Genomic DNA, 18,436 nt, shown 5'->3' with positions numbered 1-18,436 from the left:
GCTTTCCTGGTGTCTTTGGCGCTGTGGACCCACTCTGACCCATCCCGAACTCAGACGTGAAACGCAGCTGCGGCGAAGATAGTGAGGGGGTTGCCCCTTGTCAAAATAGCTCGATGCCAGGTCCCTATTGATGAGTCCCCCTTCTGATTGGAGAAGGGGGACTCATTTGTTTGACCTGTCTCAAACATCAGAGGTTGAGTTTTGGTTTTGTCAAGTACTTTCAGCCCAGACTGGGATGCTACTGTCCCACAATTGTCACTCTAGGCATTGCGCTTGGTTCGGACGGTCCAAATCCTCCTAATGTAGATAAAGTAGCTGTTTAATTTTCACGGATGGTGAGGTTATAGCTAGTAGGGGTTTGGGTACTGTTGCCGACGAAAAATGAGTAGGTGCCTTGATTTAGCAATCCTGGTGCGTTGATGGTACCACCACCGCCAGTATGGCATTCGCTGAAACCATTGCTGCCTTGAATCAGCAGAGTAAGGCCACTGGTACCACTTACTGCAATATCCACGGCGGCAAAGTCTTGGGTAACCTGCAAGACCTGGATAGCACCATCGCCCAAAACGCCGCAGTTGGAGGGACGGCTAGGGTTGACAGAACCACTGGCTTGAACGGGTTGGCTAAGGGGAGTTTGGGCAACGGGTTGGGCGGAGGCCACACCAGCGCTTAGGGCTAATGCAGCGGCGGGCAAAGCGCAGAATTTAAGCAGAGATTTCATGGCGTGTCCTCCTTCTTTAGGAGCGTTTTTGATATGTACCTATAGTATCTAGGGATACAGGAAGGTGTGACAGTGGATGTGCCAGATTTTAAGGTGCCTGAGGCTTTTTGCAATTCAGTTAAAACGCTGAGGGTTAAATCTGCCGAAATGAGACCTCTTCGCTATGATGAAGGGCAATCATTCTGAGAAACTAGAGCCATTTTGTCGGGCGGTGGCTGCCGCATTGCGTTCGGGGTTTTTAGAGTCTGGACTGTATTAGGTTCTTCATGGCGCAGACCTCTCACTCTCAGCCGATTTCGGCTCAGGTATCTGCTGATCGGGTGTCGGGGCGACTGCGGACATCACGTAGTTTGGCCTGGCGACGGCTGGCTGCCTGGGGATTAGAGATTGGCCTATTGGTGGGCAGCGTGGCTTTGCCTTGGAGCTTGGGGGAGGTGGTGCGATCGCGCTCGGTGGCAGAACGGGTACCACTAAACCCAGCGGTTGTTGCGGTACAACACACGATCGCCCGGCCTTTAGGCTTGCCCCGACAGCGGTTGATTGTTGAGGTGCCGCCCCTAACCAATGTTTTGTGGTTTAGCGCTCTGGTATTGCCGATAGCTGTGGTCGGTAATCAGATTTACGGCCTGGCTACGCGGGGTAGAACCCTCCCTAAGGCCTGGATGGGGCTGCGGGTGGTGGCAACTGAGCGTTCGGTACCGGGTGTACGAGCGGTTCTAGTGCGCGAAATAGGCCGTTGGGGTGTCCCGGCTGCCGGTGCTTATGGAATTTGGCTTGCCAGTGGGGCGTTTCCCAGTTTGCCGTGGCTGGCGGGGCTGGCTTTGGTTGGGGGGGTGGGGACGGCGGCATGGGGGCACAAGCCTTCCTACCGAACCTGGTACGATCGCCTGGCCGGTACCCGAGTAGTGCTGTTACGAGGCGGGGTGTTGCCGATGCGCCACAGCCCTGACCTAGACGACGGCGGTAGCCGTGATGACAAAGTTTTGGCGCTACCATCGGTGCCGCTGCTGGGGTTGACTACAGAAGAGTATGGGGGATTGACGGCAATTGTGCTTTCCCCTGAAGAGTCGGCTCAGGTGCTGGGGCCGAAGGGCTGGCGGCAACACTTGCCGGTGATTGGTGGTGTACTGGCTGGGGTTGTGGTTTTAGCAGGCGTGGGTGCGCTATGGCTCGATCGGCGCTTGCCCGCGACTAGCGATAATAAGGATGCGTTGTTCTTAGCCCTGGTCGAAAACCTTAGCCGCAATGCCACCTCGTTTAGCGATCGCCAGGCAGCCGCCCTGGCTCTGGCTACGACCGAAGACCCTCGCGCTGTACCGCTGCTCGTCGATATGCTGGCCCAAACCGACGATCCCCGCTTGCTCGATACCCTACAGCAGGCGCTAGTCACCCTTGGCCCGCCGGCGATTCCCTCCCTTCAGCGGTTAAACCTGGCGTTGGCCAACGATCTGTTAGCACTGCCGCTAGAGCAGCAGCTTATTCCTCAGATCCGACAGCGGACCGTAAAGCGCACCCTGGCCAAAATTCTGGTGCTGCACAACGGCAACCTGAACCAGGTCGATTTGAGCGGCACCAACCTGGGCTATATTATTGAGAGCCCCGATGCATTTACCCTGGTGCTAGAGCAGCAGAACCTAGCAGGGCTGGTGTGGCGCAATGCGGTGCTGTCGGGGGCGCGGTTACGCAAGGCCAAGCTCTTTGACCCCGGTGCTGACGGCCGTAGGGATACCTTCGACGATTGGATTACTGATTTTAGTGGCTCAGACCTGACTGAGGTTAGCTTGGTAGCGGCCCAGCTACGGCACACCATTTTTCGCAATACCAGCCTGCTGCGGGCCAACTTGAGCAATTCCATAGCTCCCTATGCTGATTTCTCAGGAGCCAATGCCAGCAGCGCCTGGTTTATTGCAGCTGATATTCGCAACGGAATTTTTGACGATACGGGCTTGGTCGGGGCCGACTTTACCGATGCTGACCTCAGCCAGGCTAGTCTGCTTGAAGCTCGCCTGCGCCAGGCGACCTTAACTACAGCTAAACTCACCGAGGCCGATCTGACCGGGGCTGATTTAAGCGAAGCCAAGCTAATCGAGGCTGATTTGAGGACGGCTAACCTGAGTCAGACCAACCTCAGCTATAGCTGGTTGCGAGGGGCTAACTTGAGTGGGGCTGACCTAAATCAGGCCAATCTGGAGGGGGCTAACCTGGAAGGTATTGTGCTAAGCGGGGCTAATTTGGCAGGGGTAAATTTTGCCGGGGCGCAGTTTTCTTCGTCTGCACAACAGCCTGGAGAAGGCTTTGTTGCTGCAGTTGCTGAGCCCGATACCGGCAGCACCCTGGCCGGGGTAGACTTTTCTAAAGCGATTAACCTGCAAGCCGATCAGCTGGATTATATATGTGCTCAAGGGGGAATTCACCCAGCCTGCCGTCGCTAGTATTTAGGGCTAGCTGGACGCGATCGCTGGCAGTAGACCGCAAACAATACCCTAGCGTTAGAATGTGGGGCTTTATTCTAAGGGGTTGACCTATGCAGCGCACCCGTTTGAGTACTTTGATCGATGATTTAGGTGACCAGCTTAGCCTGTGGCTGGTTAACCCCTGGCGACGGGTGTCTTTGGTGCTGATTAGCCTGCTGCTGGGCTACTTTTTTGCGGTGTCGCTGTCGGCGATCGCAGGTCAGGCGGCGGTACAAGATACGGCGGTATCGGCGTTTTTGGTGTTGGGGGCAGAAGTGGCAAGCTGGCTGGTGTACAGTCGCCGCTGGCGCGACCCAGATTTGCTCAGAAAAGTGCCCAAGCCCCTCTGGCTCGACTGCATCAACAGTTTCAAAATTGGCGCTATCTATGCCCTGTGCCTTGAGGCCTTTAAGCTAGGCAGCTAGGAGCTAGGACGGTACAGCGATCGCCTTTAGAGCAATGGCCTGGTCGGTCGTCGGCAGCTGCTCTACTAGTCCGGTAGCCAGAGCCTCAATAGCCGCCCAGTTGCGATCGGCTACCAGCGCTTTGGGAAACAAACTGGTGGAGAGGCCAACGGCGATCGCCCCAGCCCTAACCATATCCACCACATTCTTCACGGTGACACCGCCTGTAGGCACCAGGGGAATATGGCCTAATGGCCCCTGTAAACTGCGAATGTAGCTAGCGCCCCCCACGGCGTTGACCGGAAATACCTTAACGGCGCTAGCCCCAGCCTGCCAGGCGGCCAAAATTTCGTTCGGCGTCAGGGCACCGGGCACGATGGGCACTTGCAGTGCGTGGGCGGTCTCGATTAACCTAACGTCCGTGTGTGGGCAAAAGCAAAACTGCGCTCCGGCCGCCGCCGCATACTTTAGATCAGCGATCGATAAGGCCGTACCTATACCCACGGTGCAGTGAGTCAGCTGCTGCCTGAGAGTGTTGATCAGCTGCTCAGGCTGAGCGCTATTCCAGGTGATTTCAATAAGCCGAATACCGCCCGCCGCCGCCGCTTGAGCCTGGTGTAAGCCTGAGTTAATGTCGTCAGCGCGAATAACAGCGATCGCCTGATGCTGCCGCAGCAGGGCCAAAAATGAGTCTCTTTCCATTGGCCCATCCTAGTCGGCAGGTCAGCACATGGGGCGATTGGAGCATGTTTTTTAACCGACCTACAAATTTTGAATTGAAAACTTTGAACCTGCTGACCTCAACTTTGGCCACACTACAAAAACCTCAAAAACTCCTAAGCCTGACCACGCTGGCGCTTAACCACCGCATTGTAGGCAAAGAAGGCAATCAGAATCAGCGAGGCCGAGAACACTGTCGTTAGCGTCCCTAAGGCGTAGAGGGCGGGAGAGGTGACGTTGGTGGTCATCCCAAAGATTTCGAGCGGCAGGGTATTGCTCTGGCCCGATACTAGCGACGTGCGGGTAAACTCGTCATAGGAGAGGGTAAAGGTCAGCAGGCCAACGCCCAGCAGGCTGGGCGCAATCAGCGGCATGACGATTTCCCAAAAGGTTTTGGAATCGGTGGCCCCAAGGTCGCGGGCGGCTTCTTCATAGGAGGGGTTAAAGCGGTTGAAGATACCCAGCATGATCAGGAATGCGATCGGCAGTGTCCAGGTCAGGTGCGCCCCCAGGCCAGAGGTAAACCAGTTTGTTGGCCAGCCCATCACCTGAAACACTACCCCAATGCCAAGAGAGACCAGAATGCTGGGCACAATCAAGCTGGCGATGGTCATGTAGAAAATTACTGTGGAACCCTTAAAGCGCTGGCGAAACCCCATACTAGCGAGGACTGATGCGGCGATCGTAATGGCCATGACGACAGCGCCCAGGATGAGCGATCGCACAAACGGCTCAATAAAATTCCCCACCCGCTGCTCTTGAAACACCTGCCCTAGCCAGTAAACACTAAAGCCCCGCATGGGGAAGGTCAGCCCCCCTTCCGGCCCCTGCATTGATAGCATAAAAATGGTGATCATCGGGCCGTAGAGAAACAGCACGAACAGGCAGAAAAATATCAGCAACAAGTAGAAGGATAGGGAGCGTTTTTGCATAGGTGGTTGTGGATATGTGGATGGTGGGCATTGCCCACCCTACGCTGGTCAAATCCTCTCCTAGGAGGGGATTTTAGCTGTTAGTTCCTACAGCTCTTTGCGAATATCTAGCACGCGCAAAATCGAGACAATAATCAGCATTGTTACAGCTAGCAACACGATCGCATTAGCCGCCGCCAGGGGGTACTGCAAACTGCCAATTTGGGTCTGAATCAGCTTGCCCACCGAGGCCGACTGCCCCCCTCCCATCAGGCGCACCGTCACAAATTCGCCCATAATCAGCGTGACGATGAAAATTGAGCCAATGGCAATGCCCGGTGCCGACAGCGGCAAAATGACTTCTTTGAAAACTTGAAACCCAGACGCGCCCAAGTCTTCGGCAGCGGTGATGAGCGAGCGTTCGATGCGCATTAGGCTGTTAAAAATGGGCGCGATCATAAAAATGATATAGAGGTGCACCATGCCCAGCACCACCGCAAAATCGGAGTAGAGCAAAAACTCTAGCGGCTGCTGAATTAGGCCGCTGCCAATCAACAGTTGATTGACCAGCCCCTCTCGCCCCAGCAGCGGCACCCACGAGATCATTCGAATAATATTCGAGGTCCAGAAGGGGATGGTGCAGACCAAAAACAGCAGAATTTGCCACTCTAGTTTTGGCACATGAAATGATAAAAAGTAGGCTACTGGGTACCCAATCAGTAGTGTTGCCAGCCAGGTCAGGCCTAGAAACTTAAACGTGTTTAAGTAGGTCTTAAAGGTAACAGAGGTCAAAACCCCTTGATAGTTATCAAGGGTAAAGGCTGGGGTCATTGAGTAGCCGTTGAACTCCCAGAAGCTCACCACCCCAATCATGACGATGGGAAACACCAGAAATAAGAGAAATACCAGGGTTTGTGGCGCGATTAGCGCGTAGGGCTTGAGAGCTTTCCAGGTTGCAGACATGGGGGAGAGGAGGTAGTGGGTAGATTTAGCGCGAGATTGAGAGGGTGAAAAAGATGAGGAAATGAAGAAGATGAGGAGGGCCTGATCACCCCATCTTCTCCACCTTCCTCATTGCCTCATCTCTCTTGCTACGAGGCAATAAACTCGTTCCACTTCTGCACCAGGTAGGTGTTTTCTTCCATGGTGGAGTTCCAGCAAACGATGTTGCCAAAGCGCTCGTCAAAGGAACCACCGTCGCGGCTAGCGCCTGCTTTAGCGAGGGTTTTGCCGAAGGGGTCAACGATATCTTCGGCGGCAGGCTTGCCTTCGTACCAGTAGTCCCACTCGGCGGCCGACATAAACTTGCGGGCGGTTTCGGGAGCGGCACTGTAGTAGCCCTGCCGACCGAGAAATGCGCCAACCCAGCCGTCGAGCATCCAGTTGATGTACTCATAGGCGGCATCCAGCTGAACGCCCTCCAGGTTTTTAGAGAGGCCAATGCCGCCGCCCCAGCCTCGATAGCCCTCTTTAAGCGGCGCGTAGATGCACTCAATGCCCTGAGACTGTACGGCAGTAACAGCCGGTGACCACATTGACTGCAGCACCACTTCTCCCGAACTCATCAGGTTGACCGACTCGTCAAAGGTTTTCCAAAAGGCGCGGAACTGGCCGTTGGCCTTTTGCTCCTTTAAGATTTCGATGATTTGGTCAATTTCGGCCTTGGTCATGTTGCCCTTGTCGGCAAAGGTCATTAGCCCTAGCGACTCGGCCACCATGGCCGCGTCCATAATGCCAATTTGGGGAATGTCGAGGATGGAGGTCTTGCCCCTAAATTCTTCGTTGAAGAGTTCTCCCCAGCTCTCGATCGGGCGACCGACCAGGTCGGGGCGATAGCCCAAGGTGTCGGCGTTGTACTGGAAGGGAATTAGAGTGGCGTAGTCGGTGGGGGTAGCAGAAAATTCTTTGGAGTCGGGGCCGGTGAGGTACTGCACCTTGAAGGGGGCCGTACCCTGGGATTCTTCGACCGGCATGCCCTTAAACTCGCCGGTTCTAAAGAAGGAGACAATCTGGTCGTAGTTGGTAATGCGCTTGATGTCGATGGGCTGAAGGTTGCCGGAGGGCACTACCAGGGGCAGGCTAAAGTACTCGCCGTCGAAGATGTCGTACTGACCAGGCTGGGTGATAGCAATCTGGTTATTTTCTTCGGTGCTGAGCGCCCGCATGTCAAACTTAAAGCCCAAGTCTTCTTGGGCTTTGTCGCGAATGTCGTTAATTTGCGACACGCCTGTGCCAATCAGGCGCAGGGTGACGTCTTTTGATTGATTGGTGTTGACCTGAGGGCCGGGGGCGGGGTTGTTGGGAGTGCCCTCGGGGGCGGAGGCGCAGCGGGTAGCCGTGAGAAAAGCGCCAGCAGCAAGGCCGGTGCGAATGACGTGGCGACGAGAGAACTTACCCATAGTTAGCAATTCAGTTCAGTAACGACGAAGGGTTAAAAGGAGTGTGAGAGGAGAAGGCCGGGAAATTTTGCCCGCCTAGTGAGGCAGAAAAACGCAGTCGGCAGCGGCCCAGTCGAGCACTACCACCTGACCTTCGGTGAAGGAGGTGGTGAGCCAGTCGGGGGTGCGGGCTTTGTAGAGCACTTCTATGCCGCCGTGCTCTAGCACTAGAGACACGCGGGTGACGTAGCCGGTGAACTCAACGGCGGTAATGCGAGCGGTGACGCGGTTGGTGGCTGGACCGCAGGTGGTTTGCTCAGCCTCGGCGAAAGATTTAATCTGCATCAGGTCGGCGCGGATGCAGCAGGCAGCTTCAGTACCCACCTGGGCGTAGTCGCCCAGGCACAGCAGGGTGCCCAGGGAGGGAATAGCGAGCTGAATGAGCTGGCCGCTGGTGTCTTGTACGGCGCTGGTGACAGTGCCTGCAAAGATGTTGTTGTCGCCGGTAAAGCGAGCCACAAACTTCGACAGAGGCTTTGAAAAGATTTCAGCGGGGGGGCCGACCTGATCGACGCGACCGTGATCCATCACCACAATTTGGTCAGAGAGGGAGTAGGCTTCGTCCTGGTTGTGGGTGACTTGAATAAAGGTCATGCCGAACTGGCGCTGAAGCTTGCGCAGCTCGCCACGAGTTTTGACCCGCAGCGATTCATCGAGGGCGCTGAGGGGCTCGTCGAGCATGAGTACCTGGGGACGGGTGACGAGGGCACGGGCGAGAGCTACCCGCTGCTGCTGACCGCCGCTGAGCTGGGCGGGCTTGCGATCGCTAAACCCGCTCAACCCCACCACCTCTAGCATTTCGCCGACTCGATGGTGGCGATCGACCTTGGTCATGCCGCGCATTTTGAGGCCAAAATCAACGTTATCCCACACGGTTTTGTGGGGGAAGAGCGCGTAGTTTTGAAACATCATGGCGGTGTTGCGCTGGGTGGCGGGAATGCCGTTGATGCGCGTATCACCGATGTAGATATCGCCCTCGGAGATGTCTTCGTGGCCTGCAATCATGCGCATGGTGGTGGTTTTACCGCAGCCGCTGGGGCCGAGCAGGCAAGTGTAAGAACCAGCCGGAATATCGAGCGTGATGTTTTGAACCGCTGCAAACGAGCCGTATTTTTTGGTCACATCCCGCAGGGAAACACCCTTGGCATCTGCCTGAAGCTCCTCAGGCACCGCCTCAACGGTAAGCGCAGGTTCGATCTGGATATCTTGCATGGTGGGGCCGTAATTTAGAGCGGGATGGAGCGGAAAAGCAGCTCAGTAAAAGCCAATTTCACCTCATCGGTCGGTCAGACCCACTTATAAAATTCTCTCCGCGTGTGTACTGTATGCAAGGATACATTTTGCTGGGAGGGCCGTGGGGTTCAGTACTATCTGGAGCCGATGTCATGTCTCCTAAGGAAGGTTTGTGGCCAAATTATAGAGCTAGTGAAGCTAGATTTCTGTGAAGTCGGTCGAGCTGACTTCGGGCGATACAAATCTTTAGGCAATGTCTAAGGAAATATAACAAAGCTCTCCCAGGAGGTCTCTAGTCTTGAACAATTAAGACATTGGAAAACGCCTTTGCTGGTATTGATCCCTAGTCTGGAATGTTGAAATTTTGGGTGGGTTTTGTACGTTTAAGTTTGCTTAATTAATTCGCAAATTCGCTAAATTTCTTTACAGATATTTCCCTTGCTGATACCTCATAGAGAGATGTTTGAATGATTAACCTAACGCCGGAGGATGTGCGGCTGAAGGCCACTGCCCGCAGCAAAGAAGACGCGATTCGGCAAGCGGGAGAACTACTAGTCGCCAGTGGTCACATTCAGCCGGGCTACGTTGACAGCATGCTGGCTCGGGAAACCCAGGCCAACACCTACCTGGGCAACAGCATCGCTATTCCCCATGGGCAGCCCGCCCAGCGCGACCTGATTTTGACGACGGGCATTGCGGTGCTGCAACTACCAGACGGGGTGGAGTGGAACCCCGGCGAGGTGGTGCGGCTGGTGGTGGGGATCGCGGCGAAGTCTGACGAGCACTTGCAGATTCTCACCAACTTGACCCACGTGCTGGATGACCCGACGGCGGTGCAGGCTTTGGTGGAGACGGCGGATGCCCAGGTGATTTGCGATCGCTTGACGGGTAAGTCTGTCTCTAGCAGCAGCGGGCTCGATACCCAGGGCTTTGAGCAGTTTGTGGATGTCACCATCGATGCCCCTACTGGACTCCACGCCCGCCCCGCGACGGTGTTTGCCGATCTGGCGAAATCGTTTAGTGCCGAGGTGCGGGTGCGCTACGGCGACCAGGTGGCCAACGGCAAAAGCCTGATGTCGCTGCTCAAGCTCGGCGTTGAAAAAGATGGCGTGGTGCGGGTGCTGGCCAGGGGCAGCGATGCCACCGAGGCGCTGACGGCGCTCCAGCAGGCGGTAGAAGACGGGCTGGAGGAAGAGGAGGAAGCGGCTGTTGGGCCAGCATTGGTGTTGCCAGCACTGGAGCTGGAGAGCGCTGCGATCGCAGGTGTCGCCGCTTCACCAGGGTTAGCCATTGCCCCCCTGCACCGCTTCCGCCATACCAAACTAGAGTTTGCCGAGACCGCTGCGGATGCTGCGGCAGAGCAGGATCGGTTGAGGGATGCGATCGCCCTCGCCGACCTAGATCTCACCGACCTTTATACCACCATCAAAGAACGTTCTGGTAAAGCTAAGGCGGCGATCTTCCAGGCCCATCGGGAGTTTTTGTCTGACCCAGAACTGCAACAGGAGGCGCTGAACCGCATTCCCCCTAACCACAGCGCCCCCTGGGCCTGGCAGCAGGTGATTGAGGCCAAGGCCAGGGAACTGGAGGCGCTGGCCGACCCCGTTCTCTCGGGCCGGGCGGCAGATGTGCGCGACGTGGGCCAGCGGGTGCTGGCGCGGCTGGTAGGCCAGGGGGATGCGGGGGCGGGCCTACCCGATCATCCCGTGATTCTAATTGCTGACGATCTGGCTCCCTCGGATACGGCGGGGTTAGACCCAGCCAAAATTCATGGGTTCTGCACGGCGGCGGGCGGGGCGACCAGCCACACGGCGATCATTGCGCGATCGCTCAACATTCCGGCCGTAGCTGGGGCCGGGCATGGGCTGCTGGAGCTGCCGGAGGGGACGACGGCCATTCTCGACGGTGACCAGGGCCAGCTCTACGCCAGCCCGACTGAGGCGGATCTGGCCAAGGCGAGGCAGGCGATGGGCGATCGCGCCCAGCTCCGCGACGTCGAGCAGCAGACCCGCTTCCAGCCCGCTATTACCACCGATGGCCACCGCATTGAAGTAGTCGCCAACATCGGCGGGCCAGCGGAAGCCGCCCCAGCTATGAATGCTGGGGCCGAGGGCGTGGGCCTGCTGCGCACCGAATTTCTCTTCCTTAATCGGAATGCGCCCCCCAGCGAGGAGGAGCAGTACGACGCACTAAAGACCATGACTGAGGCCCTCAACGGCCTGCCGCTGATTGTCCGCACGCTGGATATTGGCGGCGACAAGCACGTACCCTACCTGAATCAGCCCGCCGAAGAAAATCCTTTCCTGGGCATTCGCGGCGTGCGGCTGTGCCTGGAGCGCACCGATCTGTTTGAAACCCAGCTGCGGGCGATTTTGCGGGCGGCTCGCGGCGGCTACATCCGCATCATGTTCCCCATGATCGCCACTCTGGAGGACATTCGCGTCGCCAAGACGGTGCTGGAGTCGGTGCGGGCGGCGACAAACGGGCCGCCCGTGGAAATCGGCATGATGGTCGAGGTGCCCAGCGCCGTGCTAATGGCGGCGGAGTTTGCCCAGGAGGTCGATTTCTTCTCGGTGGGCACCAACGACCTGACCCAGTACCTGTTGGCAATGGATCGGGGTCACCCCACCCTGGCCAAGCAGGCCGATGCCCTGCACCCCGCCGTGCTGCGGGCGATCGCCCAGACGGTGCAGGGGGCGAAGCTCTCTGGTAGGTGGGTCGGCGTCTGCGGCGGGCTGGCGGGCGATCCCCAGGGCGCGATGCTTCTGGCCGGGCTGGGGGTGAAAGAGCTGAGCATGGATATCCCCAGCATTCCTAAAGTAAAAGCTCGGCTGCGGGGGGCATCGATGAAGCAGATGAAGCGGCTGGCCCAGAAGGCTCTGGCCTGTCGCACCGCCGAGGAGGTGAGGGCGCTATGACTCATCTCCCCAGAATGCAACGGATTGCTACGGTGACGCTGAATCCGGCGATCGATCAGACCGTCTCGATTCCCAACTTTCAGGCTGATACAGTGAACCGGGTCGATTGGAAACAGGATGACGCGGGCGGCAAAGGCGTGAATGTGGCTTCCTTTTTGGCCGAGGCAGGCCATAGGGTCAGCGTCACGGGCTTTTTAGGCCGGGAAAACAACGCTCTATTCAAAACGCTTTTTCACCAAAAGGGCATTGACGACCACTTCGTCTATTTGCCGGGCGAAACCCGCGTCAACATCAAAATTGTGGACGATGCGCAGGGCCAGGTCACCGACATTAACTACCCTGGCCAATCGCCCACCCACCAAAATGTCGATGGCTTAAAAAATGTCGTGCATGCTTTAGCCGGGAGCTGTGACTGGTTTGTCTTCTCCGGCAGCGTGCCAGCGGGGCTATCGAACGACATCTACGACGAGCTGATCGGCCCCCTCAAAGCCCAGGGCAAAACCGTGGTGCTTGACACCAGCGGCGACGCGCTGCGCTTTGGCCTGCCTGCCAAGCCCGACCTGATCAAGCCCAACCAGGCTGAACTGGAGGAGGTGCTGAACATCCGCCTGGAGAGCCACGGTGCGATCGTCGCCGCCGCCCGCGAGCTGATTGAATCAGGCATTCGCTACGTGGTGGTGTCGATGGGGGGCGAGGGGGCGCTGTTTATCGATCGCACCCAGGCTTTCCACGCCCAACCTCCGGCAGTCGAGATCAAAAGCACCGTCGGTGCGGGCGACGCCATGGTAGCGGGCACGGTGGCGGGACTGCTGGGCGGCGAATCGCTGCGGGCCTGTGCCACTCTGGCCACAGCCTTTTCCATGGGGGCGCTGGGTCAAATTGGCCCACGACTGCCGCCTATTGAACACATTCACGCCATGCGGCACCTAGTCACCCTGCGGGAGGTGAGTTGATCTCGGTGGGGTGCATAGCGTCAGAGCGCGGCTTCGCCTACGCGGCTAGATCCCCTAGGGATCTACCAAGCAACCTCGAAGCCGCAGTGCACCAATGCACACCATCCTTGGAATGCTGATGGCTAGTGGCACGGTCTCCAAACGGTGCATTGTTTCGCGAAAGCACCCTACCGCCCACTCCACGCCCTCTGAAAAAGCTTTTGAATCAGGTATTCACAGACCAGTAGGAAACCTATGACCAAAATTGTTGCCGTTACCGCTAGCCCCGCTGGCGAGGCCCATACCCAAATGGCGGCGGAGGCCCTCAAGCGTACTGCCCAGGCCCTGGGCCACGAAATTTTGACTGAGGCCCAGGGCGGCCCTGTGGCCACGACTCTGAACCCCAACGACATTCAGCAGGCCGATGTGGTGATTGTGGGGGCCGACGGGGCGGTGGAGCGCGATCGCTTTGCGGGTAAGCCCGTCTACGCCATCTCCACCAGCGAGGCTATTCGCAATACCGAGATGGTAATCCAAAGCGCTGTGGCGTTAGTAGGGCATGGCCCCCGCTTGGGTGCTCTTAAAACGACGCCTCACCCCCACGACCCGCTGCCTGAGGATGGGGCTGTTTCAGCTCCATCCGCCGCGAATAAATTCTTCGTAGGCATTACCTCCTGCCCTACGGGTATTGCCCACACCTTTATGGCGGCTGAAGCGCTCAAGCAGGGGGCCGCCAAGTTGGGCCACGATATAAAGGTTGAAACCCAGGGCTCAGTTGGCTCCCAAAATACCCTTACCGACGAAGACATTGCCCGTGCTGACGCGGTGATCATTGCCGCCGATACCCACGTTGACCTGTCGCGTTTTGGCGGTAAGCGGCTGTACGAAACCTCTACCAAAGCCGCCATTCACAGCGGTAGCGATGTGGTGACGGCGGCGATGGATGCGCCAGTGGCCGGGGGGGGCAATGCTGACGGCTCGGGTGGCTACCTGGACGAGGTGAAGCGGGCCAAGGCCGAGCGCTCCGAAAGCCGCTCTGGCCCCTATAAGCACCTGCTGACCGGAGTGAGCTACATGCTGCCGGTAATTGTGGCGGGCGGTCTGATCATTGCTCTGTCCTTTGTGTTTGGCATTAACCCCGAGGAGGGCACCTTTGGGGCCGCTCTGATGCAGATTGGCGGCGGCGCGGCCTTTGCGCTAATTGTGCCAGTGCTGTCGGGCTTTATTGCCTTTTCCATTGCCGATCGCCCCGGTTTAGCCCCCGGTTTGATCGGCGGCATGCTGGCGGCAAATTTGAATATGGGCTTTTTGGGCGGCATTCTCTCCGGCTTTCTGGCGGGCTATGTGGCTAAGTTTGTGCGCGACAAGGTGAACCTGCCCGCCAACTTTGAGGGCCTCAAGCCCGTGCTGGTAATTCCGCTGCTGGCGACGCTGATTGTGGGTCTGCTGCTGGTCTACGTGTTTGGCGGCCCGGTGCGGTTCATCATGGAGGGCATGACCGCCTACCTGGAAGGGCTGAGCGGCACCAATGCCGTGCTGCTGGGGCTGATCTTGGGGGCCATGATGGCGGTAGATATGGGCGGCCCAGTCAACAAGGCGGCCTACACTTTTGCCGTGGGGCTGCTCGCTACTAACCTCTACGCTCCTATGGCGGCAGTGATGGCCGCCGGAATGACGCCACCCCTGGGTCTGGCCCTGGCCACCTTTATTTCTAAAAAGCACTTCAACCAGGCGGAGCAGGAGGCCGGTAAGGTGGCCTCGGTGCTGGGCATCTCCTTTATTACCGAAGGGGCAATTCCCTTTGCGGCCAATGACCCGCTGCGAATTTTGCCCGCCTGCATTGCCGGGTCGGCAGTGACCGGGGCGCTGTCGATGGCCTTTGGCTGCACCCTGCGGGCTCCCCATGGCGGTGTGTTTGTGCTGGCGATTCCGAACGCGGTGGAGAATGTAGGGCTTTACATTGTGGCGATCGCCGTCGGCACGCTGATCACCGCTCTGGCTACCGTGCAGCTCAAGCACTGGTTCCCGAAGAAAAAGGCGATCGCCGCCGCTTAACCGCTCACCTTCACAACCACAGTGGCGAGAGCCAGGGCATAGATGAATTGTCTATGCCCTGGCTCTCGCTGTAGCTGCCAGAAGCTTATAAGGATTCTTGTGTCACCCATTAGAAAAACCAATCGCTGACTCGTTGGGTTTTCCAATGCGGAAGTGATACAGTTTTTCCATAGATTTTTATCGATGTCAAAGCTCTTTTCATTTACACAACTCAATAAAGGAGCGTAGATGCTGGCGATGGGCATCACAAATCGTATTAACTTCCGCAATGTGCGCGGAGACATCTTTGGGGGTGTCACCGCTGCAGTCATTGCCCTGCCGATGGCCCTGGCCTTTGGCGTCGCCTCAGGGGCTGGGGCTGCCTCGGGTCTCTACGGGGCGGTTATCGTGGGGTTCTTCGCGGCGCTGTTTGGGGGCACGCCGACGCTAATTTCAGAGCCTACCGGGCCGATGACCGTGGTGTTTACCGCCGTCATCGCTCAGCTATTTGCCGCCAATCCTGACGACGGTATGGCCATGGCCTTTACCGTCGTCATGCTGGCCGGTTTTTTTCAAGTCATCTTTGGCTTGCTCAAGCTGGGGCGCTACGTCACCCTAATGCCCTACCCGGTCATTTCGGGCTTTATGTCGGGCATTGGGGTGATTCTGATCATTCTGCAGCTGGGGCCATTTTTGGGCCACGCTACCCCCAAGGGCGGAGTGGTCGGCACCCTCACCAACCTGCCCCAAATGATGAGCACCCTTGATCCGGCGGAAGTAGCTCTGGGGGCCTTTGCCCTGGCGGTGCTGTTTCTCATGCCCAAGCGGTTTGGCCGCTGGGTGCCGCCCCAGCTGCTGGTGCTGGTCGCCGGTACCCTGCTGGCGCTGACGGTATTCTCCGGTGCCGAACTGCGGCTGATTGGTGAGATTCCCACCGGGTTGCCCCAGCTGCAGCTGCCCATGTTCAGTGCCGATCAGCTGCGGATCATGCTGGTGGATGGTCTGGTCTTGGGGATGCTGGGCTGTATTGACGCTTTGCTGACGGCGATGATTGCCGACAGCATTACCCGCACCCAGCACGACTCCAACAAAGAACTGATTGGCCAGGGCATTGGCAACCTGATGTCGGGTTTGTTTGGCGGTATGCCGGGTGCCGGTGCCACCATGGGGACAGTCGTCAACATTCAGGCCGGGGGGCGCACGGCGCTGTCGGGTCTGGTGCGGGCCGGTATCTTGCTGGTGGTGGTGCTGTGGGCCGCGCCTTTGACTAAAGCGATTCCGCTGGCGGTGCTGGCGGGCATTGCGGTCAAAGTCGGTTTCGACATTCTCGACTGGAGCTTCCTGAAGCGGGCCCACCAGGTGTCGTGGAAGGGCACCGCCATCATGTATGGCGTCATGTTTCTGACGGTGTTTGTCGACCTGATTGTGGCGGTTGGTGTCGGTGTGTTTATCGCCAACGTGCTCACAATCGAACGCCTCAGCAAGCTTCAGGCTGACCAGGTAAAGGCGATCACCGACTTCGATGAAGACCTACCCTTAACCGCCGAAGATAAGGCGCTGATGGACCAGGCCGATGGGCGGGTGCTGCTGTTTCACCTCAGCGGGCCCATGATCTTCGGCGTAGCGCGGGCGATTTCCCAAGAGCATACAGCTATGGAAGCCCACGACGTTCTGATTATCGATTTGCAGGATGTACCCCACCTGGGGGTAACGGCGGCTCTGGCCTTGGAAAGTGCCATTCAGGACGCCAGCGATGACGGTCGGCCCGTGGTTCTGGCCGGGGCGCGGGGCAAAACCCTAAAGCGGCTCGAAAAGCTGGGTTCTCTGCGGTATGTGCCCTCTGATCATCTGGTAGAAACCCGCACCGATGCCCTGAGGACGGCACTGCGCATCCTGGCGACTAAAGATGGCGTCGAACCGCCCCGCATTGCGGTTGAGCCCGGTACGGCGACCCTGTAAGAGCATCAAATTTTGGTATGGAGTCTCGAACTCCACTTGGCCAGGAGTCAGCTCTAGCCGGCCAGGCTCATCTGCTTGTAAGGCTGCCGCATGCCGGAATCTGCTCTTTAGTTTTGAAGGCTCAGTGCTGAAGTACCAGCCGGTATTTCCCTGGCGCTGGCTCGATAAGTCCTGTCTAGCGAGGCAGGAAATTTTCTAACCTGAAATCTGGATTGGATTAGGAGGTATCGATGTTGTCTAACGTTGTTTCTGCCCTTGCTTGGCTGCCCGGACCAGCTTCGCCTTGGCTGGTGCCGCTGGTGGCCGCTACCCCCACTGCCGATACTGGGGCCGATACTGGGCCGATGGTGCTGGCCGGGGTGCTGCTGAGCCTGGTCGTAATCTATGTGGCCAGCAAGCTGGGGGGTGAGCTGTCTAAGCTGCTCGATCTGCCGCCGGTTTTGGGAGAGCTGGTGGCTGGGGTGGTGGTCGGCGTGTCGGCCCTGCACCTGATTATGTTTCCCGAAACGGGGGCCGTGGCGGCAGACTCACAGCTGATGGGGCTGCTGCAGTGGCTGGGCGGGCTGACTCCCGAGGCCGTGACAGAGGTGTTCCGCAGCCAGAGCGAGGTGATCTCGGTGCTGGCGGAGTTAGGGGTAATCATTCTGCTGTTTGAAATTGGTCTAGAGTCTGACCTGCGAGAGCTGCAAAAGGTGGGCTACCAGGCGGCGATCGTGGCGGTGGTCGGGGTGGCGGCACCCTTTGCGCTGGGTACGGTAGGGCTGATGCTGCTGTTCCACGTGCCGACGATTCCGGCGATTTTTGCGGGCGCAGCGCTAACGGCAACCAGTATTGGCATTACCTCGAAGGTGCTGTCGGAGATTGGTCAGCTCAAGTCGGCGGAGGGTCAAATTATCGTTGGCGCGGCGGTGATTGACGATGTGCTAGGCATCATCGTGCTGGCGGTGGTGGCTAGTCTGGCAAAGACTGGCGAAGTGGATGTGATGAATGTGGTGTATCTGATTATCAGCGCCACGGGGTTCTTGCTGGGGGCCATTTTTCTGGGCAAGTTTTTCAATACGTCATTTGTGGCGATCGCAGACAAGCTGCAAACTCGCGGCAACCTGGTGATTCCGGCGATTACCTTTGCCTTCTTAATGGCGTTCTTAGCCAACGTGATTCACTTAGAGGCGATTCTGGGGGCGTTTGCGGCGGGCCTGGTGCTGGATGAAACCGACAAGCGCAAGGAGCTCGATCGCCAGATTATGCCCATCGCTGACATTCTGGTGCCGATCTTCTTTGTGACGGTGGGGGCCAAGGCCGATTTGGGGGTGCTGAACCCGGCTGTGGCGGCTAACCGTGAGGGTCTAGTGATTGCGGTATTTTTGCTGGCGGTAGCCATTGTCGGCAAGGTTATAACTGGGTGGACCGCATTTGGTCAGCCGCTGAATCGTCTGGCGATCGGTATTGGTATGGTGCCGCGCGGCGAGGTGGGGCTCGTGTTTGCGGGCATTGGTTCCGCTAGTGGGGTGCTGAGCAAGCCTTTGGAGGCGGCGATTATCATCATGGTGATTGCGACGACGTTTTTGGCTCCGCCGTTTTTGCGAATTGCGTTTAAGGGTAGTGAGGCGGATGCGATCGCAGAGGCCGCTCCTGAACCGGCTGATGTAGCGTCTTAGGCAGTTTCTGAGAGAGAAGATCCTTGCTTTGAGCTAGCGATCGCAGTCACTGTAG

At 57.8% G+C, this 18,436-nt stretch carries 13 protein-coding genes and 1 rRNA gene; 8 read left to right on the top strand and 6 right to left on the bottom strand.

What is annotated here, in order from left to right:
• The first annotated feature begins 5 nt into the window (after positions 1-5).
• A 5S ribosomal RNA gene (gene rrf, locus ACQ4N7_RS18255) occupies positions 6-122 on the top strand.
• 197 nt (positions 123-319) lie between these two features.
• On the opposite strand, the gene ACQ4N7_RS18250 is transcribed toward rrf, so the two are convergent.
• Positions 320-721 carry a hypothetical protein gene (locus tag ACQ4N7_RS18250; RefSeq protein ID WP_430712923.1) on the bottom strand — a complete coding sequence of 134 codons (402 nt, stop codon included), beginning with the start codon at positions 719-721 and terminating at the stop codon, positions 320-322.
• Between the two features lie 266 nt (positions 722-987).
• Here ACQ4N7_RS18250 and ACQ4N7_RS18245 point away from each other — a divergent pair, with 266 nt between their 5' ends.
• Positions 988-3,153 carry a pentapeptide repeat-containing protein gene (locus tag ACQ4N7_RS18245; RefSeq protein ID WP_430712922.1) on the top strand — a complete coding sequence of 722 codons (2,166 nt, stop codon included), beginning with the start codon at positions 988-990 and terminating at the stop codon, positions 3,151-3,153.
• Between the two features lie 92 nt (positions 3,154-3,245).
• Complete coding sequence (locus ACQ4N7_RS18240; protein WP_430712921.1) at positions 3,246-3,599, top strand: DUF565 domain-containing protein; 354 nt, start codon at positions 3,246-3,248, stop codon at positions 3,597-3,599.
• A gap of 3 nt (positions 3,600-3,602) precedes the next feature.
• Here the strand turns inward: ACQ4N7_RS18240 and ACQ4N7_RS18235 are convergent, their stop codons facing one another.
• From ACQ4N7_RS18235 to ACQ4N7_RS18215, 5 genes are all read right to left on the bottom strand, one after another.
• Complete coding sequence (locus ACQ4N7_RS18235) at positions 3,603-4,280, bottom strand: bifunctional 4-hydroxy-2-oxoglutarate aldolase/2-dehydro-3-deoxy-phosphogluconate aldolase (protein WP_430712920.1); 678 nt, start codon at positions 4,278-4,280, stop codon at positions 3,603-3,605.
• Between the two features lie 134 nt (positions 4,281-4,414).
• A complete protein-coding gene (locus ACQ4N7_RS18230) occupies positions 4,415-5,230 on the bottom strand; it encodes an ABC transporter permease (protein ID WP_430712919.1) in 816 nt (271 codons plus the stop codon).
• An 87-nt stretch (positions 5,231-5,317) separates the two neighbouring features.
• Positions 5,318-6,172: an ABC transporter permease gene (locus tag ACQ4N7_RS18225; RefSeq protein ID WP_430712918.1), complete on the bottom strand. Its 855-nt coding sequence runs from the start codon at positions 6,170-6,172 to the stop codon at positions 5,318-5,320.
• A gap of 128 nt (positions 6,173-6,300) precedes the next feature.
• Positions 6,301-7,608, bottom strand: coding sequence for an ABC transporter substrate-binding protein (locus ACQ4N7_RS18220; protein WP_430712917.1), 1,308 nt, complete (start codon positions 7,606-7,608; stop codon positions 6,301-6,303).
• Between the two features lie 75 nt (positions 7,609-7,683).
• Entirely contained in the window at positions 7,684-8,859 is a 1,176-nt protein-coding gene (locus tag ACQ4N7_RS18215) for an ABC transporter ATP-binding protein (RefSeq protein ID WP_430712916.1), read from the bottom strand.
• A 488-nt stretch (positions 8,860-9,347) separates the two neighbouring features.
• On the opposite strand from ACQ4N7_RS18215, the gene ptsP reads away from it, so the two are divergent.
• The 5 genes from ptsP (at position 9,348) to ACQ4N7_RS18190 (ending at position 18,381) form a co-directional block, all read left to right on the top strand.
• Positions 9,348-11,798: a phosphoenolpyruvate--protein phosphotransferase gene (gene ptsP, locus ACQ4N7_RS18210; protein WP_430712915.1), complete on the top strand. Its 2,451-nt coding sequence runs from the start codon at positions 9,348-9,350 to the stop codon at positions 11,796-11,798.
• Positions 11,795-12,751, top strand: coding sequence for a 1-phosphofructokinase (gene pfkB / locus ACQ4N7_RS18205; protein WP_430712914.1), 957 nt, complete (start codon positions 11,795-11,797; stop codon positions 12,749-12,751). The genes ptsP and pfkB overlap by 4 nt, the downstream gene beginning before the upstream one ends.
• Before the next feature lie 234 nt (positions 12,752-12,985).
• Positions 12,986-14,785, top strand: coding sequence for a PTS fructose-like transporter subunit IIB (locus ACQ4N7_RS18200; RefSeq protein ID WP_430712913.1), 1,800 nt, complete (start codon positions 12,986-12,988; stop codon positions 14,783-14,785).
• Positions 14,786-15,022: 237 nt separating this feature from the next.
• Positions 15,023-16,723 carry a bicarbonate transporter BicA gene (gene bicA / locus ACQ4N7_RS18195; protein ID WP_430712912.1) on the top strand — a complete coding sequence of 567 codons (1,701 nt, stop codon included), beginning with the start codon at positions 15,023-15,025 and terminating at the stop codon, positions 16,721-16,723.
• A gap of 230 nt (positions 16,724-16,953) precedes the next feature.
• On the top strand, positions 16,954-18,381 hold the full coding sequence (locus ACQ4N7_RS18190) for a cation:proton antiporter (RefSeq protein ID WP_430712911.1): 1,428 nt from the start codon (positions 16,954-16,956) through the stop codon (positions 18,379-18,381).
• Positions 18,382-18,436 lie beyond the last annotated feature (55 nt).

Source organism: Nodosilinea sp. AN01ver1, assembly GCF_050565655.1.
Lineage (GTDB): Bacteria > Cyanobacteriota > Cyanobacteriia > Phormidesmidales > Phormidesmidaceae > Nodosilinea.
The sequence above is the reverse complement of the archived record's forward strand: the minus strand, read 5'-3'. Positions and strand labels throughout refer to the sequence as shown.